Raw genomic sequence first — 11,343 nt, forward strand, 5'->3', positions numbered from 1 at the left:
AAAGTTAGATAACTTTCCCCTCACACCTACCGCCGACTAAGGAGTTCAACAAACCGGTTAATCAAAACTATAGTAGTCACTCTCGGTGTCTCCGACGAATTCTCCGTCCTCGTCAAGATGGAATACTGCTCTTGTCTGCGTTTGACCTATCTGATTTCCTCGCATATCCCCTGTGATCATTCTCTTTTCGCCTTGGACAACCCAGACAATCTCTAAACCCTCGTTATCCAACTCTTCCAGAATATTTCTGCTTGCTCCGATCATCGACAAGGAATTCACCCGGTCGTACAGGCCCTCCGATTTGGAGAGATCAGCTACTCGAACCGGGTTTGACGATTGCTGTCTGAACTCCTTCGTATCCACAACCCATTCCAGATTCAGTAGATCCGCGAGATAGGGTGACGGTCCATACATCCCGTACTTTTCTTCTACAGAACAATCGTACTCTGCCTCCCATAGTAAGTCCAGGGCCGTGTTCTCGACATCAACAGGGCAACCTCTGATGACCGAAGCATCGTCTTCCCATCGGTCTTCAACCAGTGGATGCCACGGATACTCGCCTCTAAAGGTCTGAGTGAAAACGGGGAGAGAAACAAGTGTGCTTTTCATTTCGTCGCTCTCTACCCAGTTCTCAGTAATCCAATCCACGAGCTCCTGTTTATTGTCCTGGTCTACAATCACAGGATCAATCCGACAGAAGACATCCCGGTCAAGCCGTGATTCTGTATCCTCCTCAGCCCTCCACTTGTAGATAGTATGCAACGGTATCCATTCATCACCGCTTACGGGAAGCTCCAGTAGGGATACTAACTCAGGAAATTCATCGTGATCCTCGATCCAATCCTCAGTCGGGGCTTCGTCGATACGGCAGTCATACTCGACAACGTCATCAAGAGACAGTTCAGAACCAGCTTCGGGATCTAAAACTGATGGATCAATATTTCTATCGAAATAGACCCAGGGACCTTTGTAAGGCCTTTCAGTTGTCGGATTAGCGAAGTCGCAGTTATCGGTTACCCAGGCCACCAATTCGTAGTAGGCGATCCACTGGTATTTTTTACTGAACCGTTCCGGCTTCCTTGTCCCTCTCCCGTGGTTTGACCATCGATTCAAGTAATGATCAAAATCGCCGAAGTAGTCTGGGTACCAGCCAAGATCGAATACTCGCTTCGTAATCCAGCGGAGTGCCTCTGCGCCGGATAAATCATAACCGTGGACGTGGCTACTGTCGTGGTTGGTGCCTACGATGTATCTCGCAAAGTCACTGAAACCGTCTCCCTCAAATCCTGATCCTGTTAATCCTATCCAGAAACGGGATTCCAGCTCTGTATCTGCGTCTTTCAGTCGTTCAGTTACCTGCTCCTGCAGCTCTTCAGGGGTCGGTATATCGATATTGAAAGAGCTATCATATGGCGGTCTGACCTTGTCTAAGTCTACAGTGTAACTCTCGACCTGGTGGTCGGCCAGTTCGATTATTCCTCTGGCGTAGTCTCGGGTCAAGAGGTGAGGCGTTGGGTCATTTGCCGCGAATTCTAATTCGTAGATTGTATCAGCTAGTTCAGTTAATGCGTCATTCTCCCTGTGTCGTAGAACGCCTCCGTAAGCCGCTGCATATACACGTTCCAAAATGTACGGATCATTCACATCTTGGAAACGCTCGATCAGGTCAATGTAGAGCTCAAGATCAGAACCGACGACGTTGATCATTGATTTGGTGGCTCGATCTCGGACGTATCTATTGGGACAGGAAAAGAACCAGGAGAGCGAAATTGACATTAAGCGTTTCAATTCTGGCGATTCAATCGGTTCATGCTTTAGAGAGTATCCCCAGTTAATCAGTCGGAAGACTTCGGATGTTTCCTCCTTGAATTCCTCGTGAAGGAACTTAGACCAGTCATAGTCTCGGTCAGCCACGTCAAAACCTGTGAGTACCTCGTGTAGGTATTCTGCGTTCAGGGGATGGTCGGTGCTTGTAGCCAAGGTAAGCAAGACGCGCCACAACTCATGCAAGTCATCAAGAAGCTCGATCTCTTCCCAGAGATACTCTTCAACCTCTTCTTTCAGTCCGCCGTCCGAGTCAGTCAGGGTTTCAGGATCACGCCAACCTAGGCTCTTGATGAACTGTGTAAGTATCTCGTCCGAATCAAGGTACTCGAATATCTCCACACCCTCTTGTTCAGGAAGGTGGATGGCGAACGCCTGAATCAGGCCTGGATACAGATTCGGGTTATCAAATATCTCTTGTAGATTTTTGTTCTCAGATACAGCTTGCCCGAAGTCATCTTCTACGTATAGATCTAGATATTGCTGTGCTAGCATGTGATCTGCGAACTTGTCGTAGGAGAATCTAACAGACTCACTGGCAGCTTCCTCAAACGGCACAACCTCCGAAATCACACCTTCGCTTAAGATATGCCGGTAAAGACTCTCTGAATACCGTCTCCCCGGCAAAATCTCATTCACAATTCTTTTAGCCCTATTCTTGGCTAAACGCTTGGTCCCTTCTCCATCCTCCGCCATTTCACGGGCCAAGGCATCTACAGCCTGCCGTACCTTATTCTCATTTGGGTCATAATCCAGCCTTCGCCACAGTCGGTCATTGACACCATCAATATATCCTTCAAAAATCTGGGTTAACCCATCGGGTCCATGTGAAACCCTGCTCTGTCCCTGTCTCTCCAGGTTCTCACAAAACAATTTCAGAAACAGGGGTACCTGGAACTCACGCTTTAGAACCGGGATCGAGGAATGTTCGATACCGTGAGCGTCGAAGAACTTTCGAACCGCATCGTACTCTACGTCTCGGAACCCACCGTGACGTGTCTCAACTACCTCTTCCTCGATACTGTCTGGGATTACAAGATCCTCATATCCAGTACGGCAACTAACACAGAGCCCGATATACGGGTAGCCCTCTAGTTTTTTCAGTACACCTGGAAGCTGCCTTGCCCAAATCCTTGGATCAGGGCTTTCGTTCAGTGCATCAATCATTATCAAGGATCGGACGCCACGAGATTTACCAAGGGAGTTCAGGGCACTAAGGAAATCTTCAGTCGTACAGTTCAGCCCGAACCGTTCGATGATTTGAGTCCAGACATCTCTGTCGGAGAAGTTCTCGCCCAGTACTAAGACAGTGGGGTAACCGTTCTCCACCCGGTTTCTGGCGACGTTACAGAGCAAGTGGGTCTTCCCCATTCCAGCTTTGCCAAGCAATTTTAGAGTTGGTGTTTCTGCTACCTGTAGGTCTTTGCTGTCAGCAAATCTTTGGAGATTGTGGACTTCGCTTCGGACCTGCCGGAAGTGGTAGAGAGCTCGTTTTTCCGTAGATTCCCTGGTATCTTCTTCTGCCTCTTCTTTTAGGGTGCGGAGTTCTGGTTCCAGTTCCTGTGTTGCCTTATCAGCTTGATTGAGTGTTTCATGTAGCTCTTGAATCGGGATTTCTTCAGGTACCTGGTCGATATCTTGGAGTAACTCTGGGACTTTCTCTACCGCTTCTCGTAGCTCTAGATAGGCGTCTTCGTCCGCACGTTCTAAGACGGAGATGTAATTATCGGTGAAAAGGCTGTTTGCTTCATCGTCGAGGTTTTCTAACCGGTTTTCAACGTTTTCTATGAAGGCCGGTGTTCTGCCGAGCGGTTCGAAAATGTCCGAGGCGCGGGTGTCAACGTGGAGTTCCGGTGTATACCGGTCTTTAGCGTTTGAGATGGAGACTTCGACTTCCGTCTCTAGTTTTGAGTCAGTTAGTTGTAGCTCGGTCAGGAGTTCGTCAGAAAGTTCTGTCTCCGCCGAGTCTTGATCCTCTTGCTGCTGTTTCCAACGCTCCAGTTTCTCAATCGGGTACTCTTCCGGATTCTTGTCTATGTAGGTATGGTGTGTGGGACAGAGGAGAATAAGATTAGAATAGCCGTCGACCTCGTCTTCACTCAAATCAGGGTCATATCTGGGTCCGCCTTCGCTTTGGGCTCTGATGTGGCAGATTTCACCGATCACAATTTCCTGCTCGGTATCCGCAACTTCTTCTTCACAGTCAGGGTGGCCGCACTGGTTCCCCGATGCTGCCCAGAGAGTTTTCAGAGTTGACCGCTTGATAGTCATCTTGATTGCACTTCGTAGTTGGAATGGTAATAATATTCTTTTAGAATCCCCGGTTCAGAGGCTCTTAAAACCAGGTCCGAAACAGCCCCTATCAAAACCATCCGGTTTGAAAACCAGGTTCTAAAGAGGTCATAGATCTACCTACCTGCTTAGACTGAGTGCTTTGAATCAGGTTTGGAACAGTGAACGACTATACACTGTAATGCGATTACTGAGGGCCAAGGAAGATTGGGAGAGTGGGGGAGAGTGTTGCTTTTAGTCTATGTTGTTGACGGCGTCTTGCTGTCGGCTTGTGCTGCTGTGCTCGTACTTTTCAGTGGTGCGTTTGGATTTGTGTCGGCATTGTTGGGCTGCTACTGCGAGCCCTTCTTGCTCGGCTATGTAGGTCGCAGTACTGTGTCTGATGCTGTACGGTGTTAGGTCTCGGTTCTCTAAGTCGAGGTTGGCTTCACGGGCGATTTTCCGGAAGACGTCTCTAAACGAGTCTTTGTTGTACCGGTTGCCGTACATTGTGAGCCAGAGTGCGTCTCGGCCATCGTATTTTTCTCGTGTTTCTCGTTCGTCGAGCCAGCGCTTCAATATGGAGTTGGTTTCTTCTTTGAGTGCAACTATCCAGTTCTCCCGGTTCTTGGAAGATTCTTCGCGGGGTATTCTCAGGACTCCGTTTTGGGTGTCGACCCAGTGAAGATTGCTGCGTTTGATTTCGATAGGACGTAGACCCGCATCCAGTGCGACGTGGATCATCGAAGTATACTTGAAGGAGTTGGCTTTCTGCCAGTCCTTCATCGTAACTTCTTCCTTGGGTTTCTGCAGCCGCTGAGAGAGATACGTCTTCCATCTATCGCGCTCCTGGGGTGTTACGCTGTTGTAGTGGGGTACACTTCCGTACTCCATTGATGCTTCCCGCATCTTCCGCCGGTCTTCCTTCGTCAGGTAATCCCTTGGAGTATACGTAGTCGAGGGATCGCTGTAACTGATCTCGGGCTCCCACTCAACATCCTTGTTCCGGGCTTCGCGTTTCCATTTGAACAAGGACTTCGCGGCCTTCTGATAGTGATTCTTCGTAGACTCCTTCATCTCCTCGGTCGCCAAGTGCCGCATCCAAGCGTCCGCGTCATCCGTGGTCAGCTCTTGGACGTACCGGCCTTTCCTGTTCCAGATAAATCGGTAGAACAGGTCTAATCGGTTCATCCGGTTTTTCACGGTGCTATGGCTGTAGCCCGTTGCTTTCTCCGGGTTTTTACCGAGTGCGAGCATCCATTCGGTTATATTGCGGCGGTGCTCGCGGTAGGTAACTTCCTGTCTGGGGTTTAGATATTCTTCTGCGTCTTCGGTGACGAGTACGATCCCGTCTACTTTGTTTTCAGAGCTGTACGTCATGGATTCGATCCCTCTACTTGATCTAGATCTTTTCCACGCGAAATTTTAAATGTGTAATGTAATATGCTTGTCTTTTCCTCGAAAACGCTGTACTGCGTCGGGGTGTCGGAAATGACACCGGGTACTCGTTCTTGCGTGGTGTACATTGTTTCACCGACGAAGAACCCGGTAACTACCGGACGTAACAGGGATAGAAAGCCTAGGCCGGGATTTGAACCCGGGCTCTCGTCCTTACCAAGGACGCGCTTTACCGCTAAGCTACCCAGGCGCGCAACTCTCCGTTGACCGGAACCGACTTTAGGGGTTTCGATTCTCCGGCGACCCGTCACGAGATCGCACGGGACAATCGGGGCGCGGTCGGGCGGTCGCGTTTACCGATCAGTGGCGCTCACGGCCCGATCTGAGATGTCCGCAATACGGTCAGCGGTCGTCTCGGGGAGGGCGCGACCCGGCGGCGGGAACTCGCCGTCGTAGTCCGCGGCGAGCTCTCGGGCGTACGCGAGGAGTTCCTCGGGCGGATCGCCGCCGACGGCGGTGGTGCCCGCGACGACGGCGAGTTCGAGGGCGTCGACCTCTAAGTTCCGGTCGAGCGCGGCGGCGGCGCCGGGCGTGACGCCATCGCGGTCGCGAAGCGTCTGGTCGCGTCCGAAGCTGCGAACGACCTCGACCGCGGCGGCGGCCGCGTCGGTACACGCGAGCAGCGAGAAGCCGCGGGAGACGAGCACGTCGGCCGTGAGCACGTCCATATCGGCCTGTATGTCGGACTCGCGGGTCGCCGCGGTCACCCACGGTTCGTCGTGAGCCACCGTGCGGGTGAGCCGGAGCCCCTCGTAGATGAGCTGTACGCCCGCCGCACGGTCCACGACGTCTCCGGGGTCCACGTCGGGGTCGAGCGCTCGGGCGGTGACCAGCGCCAGCACGCCGGGCGTCACGGCGGCATCTACGATACGGGTTTCGAGCGTCTCACGCAGTTGTTCGGGCTCGACGTCCGCGAGCGCCTCGCGGGCTGCGTCACGCGCTCGCGCGGCATCGTCCATTACCTCACGGTAGTCGAGGGAAGGGCAAAGACCTTTGGAAACGAACGGGATTCACGAACGTGATCCGCACCACCGACGAGGCGAGCGTTCGCGTCGTGACCGTTGATCGGCCGGATCGGCGAAACGCGCTCAGACCGACCGATCTGGCGGCCCTACGTACCGCCGTTGAGGACGCCGACCAACCGGTCACCTATCTCCGCGGTGCCGGCGACGCCTTCTGTGCCGGGGCCGACCTCGATACCGTCGCCGACCTCGACGACCCCGAGCCGTTCGCACGCCGCGGGCAGCGAACGATGTCGGCGATCGCCGACGCGGAGACCGTCGTCGTCTGCGGGATTGACGGCGCGGCTCGCGGGGGCGGCGTCGAACTCGCGCTCGCGGCCGACGCGCGAGTCGCCACGCCCGCGGCGACGTTCGCGGAACCCGGTGTTTCGTTCGGACTCTTCGGCGCGTGGGGCGGGACCGTTCGCCTGCCGCGGGTGATGGGCGAGGGCGACGCGCTCGACTTTTCGCTCTCGGGACGCGTGCTCGACGCGGACGCGGCGCTCCGAACCGGACTCGTCTCTCGCGTCGTCGACGACCCGCGTGCGGTCGCCGACGAGATCGCGGCGGGGGAGCCGGACGCACTTCGGGCGATCAAGTCCCGGGTGCGAGATCGGCGCGACGACGACGCTCAAGAGCGTGCAGAGGCCGCCGCGTTCGCCGAACTGGTCCGAGCGCATGCGGGCGAGATCGCCGACGGCCGGAAGCGGTAACCGCGAGGCGCGACGACCGAACCAGACGACCCCACGCAGTCAGTCGAATGTGACAGCTTTAAGTGAGTCTCGGCGGTACGGTCACATGCGAAGCACCGAAGCACGCACCGGTAGTGTAGTGGTATCACGCAACCTTGCCATGGTTGCAACCCGAGTTCAAATCTCGGCCGGTGCACTTCCGACTGACTCCGTCAGGTAGCGTCCGCTTCACTCCGTTCAGCGGACTCGCGAACGAAGTGACTGCATCTGTTGACCGCGTTTCGCCCGCCCCGTTTCCTTGCGTCACCGTCTCACCGTGCGCGCGAACCTGTTCGTTTAACCCCGCACGTCCTGTTTGTACGGTATATGGTTGAGCTGCTCCTTCTCGTCGGGTTTGTAGTCGCGGCGTTCGTCGGATACAACATCGGCGGCGCGACGACCGGACCGGCGTTCGGACCGGCGGTCGGCGCGGGCGTACTCTCGAAAGCGGGCGCAGCGGCGCTGATGTCGGTGTTCTTTTTCATCGGAGCCGGCACGCTGGGTCAGCGGGTCGTGACGACACTCGGCGAGGACCTCATCACCGGCGCGGACGTGTTCACCCTGGAAACGAGCATTATCGTCCTCTTTTTCATCGGCGGCGCGCTGTTCGTCGGGAACTACGCGGGCGTGCCGGCGTCGACGTCGATGACGGCCGTGGGGTCCATCGCCGGACTCGGACTGGCGACCGGAACTCTCGACCGAGCCGTGATGGGCGAGATCGCCATCTGGTGGCTCGTCGCGCCGATCATCGGCTTCTGGGTCTCGGGGATCGTCGGCCGGTACTTCTACCCCGCGATCAACAGGTGGGTGGCGATAGAGAGCACCGACGGCGCGCTGTTCGAGTTCGACCGCTCGGGACTCGTGCCGAAGCCCGTCGCGGGACCGAACACCACTCGTCGCGAGCTGGTCGGCGGGGTCGTGCTCATCTCTATCGGCTGTCTGATGGCGTTCTCCTCGGGCACGTCGAACATCGCGAACGCGATCGCCCCGCTCGTCGCGTTGGACGGCGTCGAGATGACGCCGATGATCCTCCTCGGGAGCGCGGCGGTCGCGGTCGGCGCGTTCACCATCGCGCGCCGGACGCTCGACACGCTCGGTAACGACATCACGGACCTGCCGCTGACCGCGGCGATCGTCGTCGCCGTCGTCTCCTCGGGGATCGTGATCGCGCTCTCGGCGGTCGGCATCCCGGCCTCGTTCGTGATCATCGCCACGATGTCGATCGTCGGACTCGGATGGGGTCGTGCGACGCGGACGGTGTCCGTCAAACAGGGGATCCGCGGCGAGAAAGAGCCGAACGTCTCGGTCGGTGCGCTCGCGGCCGACGAGACGCCTGCGATCGGTGAGGGCGACCCGGCGGACATTCCGTCGGCGTCCGATCTGTTCAATCCGACCACCAGCGCACGCGTGGTACTCATGCAGAATATCGTCCCGCTCCTCTCAACGATAGGGGCGTTGGGGACGTTCTGGGTGCTGTTTTCGTTCGTCTGGTAGCGCCGACGAGCCGGGAGCGGCTACCGTCCGAAGCGGCGCTGTCGATCCTGGAAATCGAGCACGGCCCGGAGGTAGTCCCGCTGCCTGAAGTCGCGCCAGTTTACATCGGTGAAGTAGAGTTCGGCGTACACGGACTGCCAGATCGCGAAGTCGGAGAGCCGCTCCGCGCCCGTCTTGATCACGAGATCCGGCTCCTCGGAGAACACGAGCCGGTCCGCGATGTCGTCCGCGTCGATCGCATCGGGATCGAGGCGACCCGCGTCGACGTCGCTCGCGAGGTCGCGGACCGCCGCCGCGAACTCCGCCTTGCCGCCGAGCCCGACCGTGATGCGAATCGGTGCGTCGCCGTCTCCGCTGTCTGTCTTGGCTAAATCGGCGACTTCGTCCGCCGAATCGATATCCTCGTCAGACCCTTCGTCCCGCTGATCGGCCGTCGATCCCACGTCGTCCGGACCGCGAACGACGACGCGTTCGGGAGCGTCCATCCGGCGGAGTTCCCGCGTGAGCGTCGGGATGACGGAGGCGTCGAGCACGGAGACCGACACGGTGACGCGTTCCGCGCCGTACTCCAGCGCCCAGCCGAGCGCCGACGAGAGGGTGTCGAAGGCGCCGTCGGCGAGGAGGTCGCGCTCGGTGAGCACGAGCGCGACGTGTTCAGGGGGGTCCCCCTCGTGGAGGCGGTGGCGAACGGCGAGATAGTTGTCGTACACTCCCACGCGTTTCGGTTCCGGCCGGGCGTATAAAATTCCACGCTCGCAGACGGGAAGCGACTCGGCGGAGTTCGCTGCGGCGGTCCGCGATGTCGTCCGCGCCGATCGCACCGTGGCGTCGAGGGTGGATGGAAAGACGGCGGACAACGGGTTTAATTCCACGTCGGTCGTACGATCGGCAATGACCGACAGCTACCGTGGGGTGTTCGGTGCGATCCCCTACGCGATCCGCAACACCGACTCGTGGACGATGCGCCTCTACGGCGTCCTCGGTGCGATCACTGCGGGACTGATCGCGACGGTCGTCACCCTCGCGCTCGTCGTCTGGATGGGCGAGACGGCCGGAGTCCAAAGCGGGACTTTCCTGTTCTCTCGGTCGCTGTACGTGCTCGCCGGGTTCGCCGCCGTCGCGCCGCTGCTCGCGCCGCTGCTGTTCGTCGCGCGGCGCCACCGTCGCGACGACCCGGTGAAGCCGGGCTACGACCGGATGCTGGCGTACGCCGGCTTCCTGTTCCTCGGATCGCTGTACCTCGGAATGGTCATCTCGGCGCCAGCGGGACTGCGCGATCCGGCCGAATCGGTCGTCGTCAGCGCGTTGTATGCGCTTCCCCAACCCGCCGGCGTCGTTCCGCCGGTCGTGGCCGCAGCCGTCGTGTTCTGGGTTCACTACCGATACCGGCTGCCGGGAGAGACCGACGAGAGAGCGAGCGATCCCGACGCTGAACCGATCGACGACTGAGGCGTGGAGGCTGCGACGGCGAGAGCGGTAAGAGACGCCGCCCCTCGAAACCGGGAAAAGGGAAGACCGCCTACGGACCGGTAATGACCGACGAGAAGGAGAGCACGTTCCTCGTCACGCACGTCGAGAGCGACTCCGCGGTGCTGAAAGACGTCCACGACGGACAGGTGCACACGCTGAGTTCGAACCCCGGACTCTCAGTGGACGACGCGGTCGAGGCCACCGTCGCGCCCGATCCTCCGATGGAAGTCACGTATCAGGTGATAGCGATCGCCGAGCGGCGTTCGCTCTCCATCGAGGAGAGCCCGGAGCCGCCGACGGTCCACGAGCGCGAACTCGCCGCGGAGACCTCGACCGGCGAGCTCGCTCGCGAACCGAGAGCCGGTATCGGCGAGATCCACGTGCTGACGCCTCCGGAAGACGCGACCGAGCAGGCCGTCACCGACGTGATCGACGACCGCGAGGGGACGCTATCGCGGGCGGCTCGTCTCGGTGTGAACCGGGTCGAAATCCGGTCGGAGCCGGGGGTCGTCGCCGTGCGGTATCTGCCCTGAGCGGGAGACGTCGAGGAGGCGTGGCCGTCACAACGGGTGAGCGGCGCGGCGGGTCCGCCGGGCGCCTCACTCGATATCGGGGATCGCACAGGTCGGGCCGCCGGCGCTCTGGACGCGCCATCCGCCCTCGACATCACCGGATCGCGTCTCGTAGGCGATCGCGGTCGCTCTCGTGACGACAGCCTCGTCGACGCCCGCGCCGTCGGCTTCGATCCGCTCCACGCGGAAGGAGAGGTCGAGGCTGTCGCCGCAACAGCCGACGTCGACGAACTCCTCACGGATGTCTCCGACGGCGACCCGGCCGAGGACGCGAGTGAAGTACGCGCGGTAGTGCGGCGTTCGGATCTGGTCGCGTCCCCACCCGCTGAGGCCGTCCGGGTACGAGAGCACGACGCGGGTCGCTTCTGGTTCGGTCATGCGCGCTCGTAGGGGAGCCGTGGGCCTATCGGTTTCGGCGGTACCGGTAGGTCGAGATTTCATCGGCGGTTTCCGCAGCCGTCGCACTCGGTGCGGAGACAGGCGGACGGCAGGGGTACGGAGATAAGAAGGCTTATTCGCGCC

At 58.5% G+C, this 11,343-nt stretch carries 9 protein-coding genes and 2 tRNA genes; 5 read left to right on the forward strand and 6 right to left on the reverse strand.

Features of this window, described 5'->3' with window-relative positions; translation table 11 throughout:
- Positions 1–57: 57 nt before the first annotated feature.
- From ACNSN4_RS11325 to ACNSN4_RS11340, 4 genes are all read right to left on the reverse strand, one after another.
- Complete coding sequence (locus ACNSN4_RS11325; RefSeq protein ID WP_418285924.1) at positions 58–4,095, reverse strand: HNH endonuclease; 4,038 nt, start codon at positions 4,093–4,095, stop codon at positions 58–60.
- A gap of 255 nt (positions 4,096–4,350) precedes the next feature.
- The gene (locus ACNSN4_RS11330; RefSeq protein WP_418285925.1) at positions 4,351–5,475 is read right to left on the reverse strand and encodes a tyrosine-type recombinase/integrase; all 1,125 of its coding nucleotides are present in this window, start codon (positions 5,473–5,475) and stop codon (positions 4,351–4,353) included.
- 196 nt (positions 5,476–5,671) lie between these two features.
- Positions 5,672–5,743 (reverse strand) — tRNA-Thr (locus tag ACNSN4_RS11335).
- A 103-nt stretch (positions 5,744–5,846) separates the two neighbouring features.
- Positions 5,847–6,512, reverse strand: a complete 666-nt coding sequence (locus tag ACNSN4_RS11340; protein ID WP_418285926.1) for a DUF7114 family protein — start codon at positions 6,510–6,512, stop codon at positions 5,847–5,849.
- A gap of 59 nt (positions 6,513–6,571) precedes the next feature.
- On the opposite strand from ACNSN4_RS11340, the gene ACNSN4_RS11345 reads away from it, so the two are divergent.
- The 3 genes from ACNSN4_RS11345 (at position 6,572) to ACNSN4_RS11355 (ending at position 8,779) form a co-directional block, all read left to right on the forward strand.
- Positions 6,572–7,267 carry an enoyl-CoA hydratase/isomerase family protein gene (locus ACNSN4_RS11345; RefSeq protein WP_418285927.1) on the forward strand — a complete coding sequence of 232 codons (696 nt, stop codon included), beginning with the start codon at positions 6,572–6,574 and terminating at the stop codon, positions 7,265–7,267.
- Between the two features lie 104 nt (positions 7,268–7,371).
- Positions 7,372–7,442: transfer RNA gene (locus ACNSN4_RS11350), tRNA-Gly, on the forward strand.
- 170 nt (positions 7,443–7,612) lie between these two features.
- On the forward strand, positions 7,613–8,779 hold the full coding sequence (locus ACNSN4_RS11355; RefSeq protein ID WP_418285928.1) for an inorganic phosphate transporter: 1,167 nt from the start codon (positions 7,613–7,615) through the stop codon (positions 8,777–8,779).
- Between the two features lie 20 nt (positions 8,780–8,799).
- On the opposite strand, the gene ACNSN4_RS11360 is transcribed toward ACNSN4_RS11355, so the two are convergent.
- A complete protein-coding gene (locus ACNSN4_RS11360) occupies positions 8,800–9,495 on the reverse strand; it encodes an undecaprenyl diphosphate synthase family protein (protein WP_418285929.1) in 696 nt (231 codons plus the stop codon).
- 175 nt (positions 9,496–9,670) lie between these two features.
- On the opposite strand from ACNSN4_RS11360, the gene ACNSN4_RS11365 reads away from it, so the two are divergent.
- Complete coding sequence (locus ACNSN4_RS11365; RefSeq protein ID WP_418285930.1) at positions 9,671–10,228, forward strand: DUF8056 family protein; 558 nt, start codon at positions 9,671–9,673, stop codon at positions 10,226–10,228.
- A gap of 83 nt (positions 10,229–10,311) precedes the next feature.
- On the forward strand, positions 10,312–10,782 hold the full coding sequence (locus tag ACNSN4_RS11370; RefSeq protein ID WP_418285931.1) for a DUF5812 family protein: 471 nt from the start codon (positions 10,312–10,314) through the stop codon (positions 10,780–10,782).
- A gap of 66 nt (positions 10,783–10,848) precedes the next feature.
- Here the strand turns inward: ACNSN4_RS11370 and ACNSN4_RS11375 are convergent, their stop codons facing one another.
- Positions 10,849–11,199, reverse strand: coding sequence for a DUF7968 family protein (locus ACNSN4_RS11375; RefSeq protein ID WP_418285932.1), 351 nt, complete (start codon positions 11,197–11,199; stop codon positions 10,849–10,851).
- Positions 11,200–11,343 lie beyond the last annotated feature (144 nt).

The organism is Halorubrum marinum (assembly GCF_048381195.1).
GTDB lineage: Archaea > Halobacteriota > Halobacteria > Halobacteriales > Haloferacaceae > Halorubrum.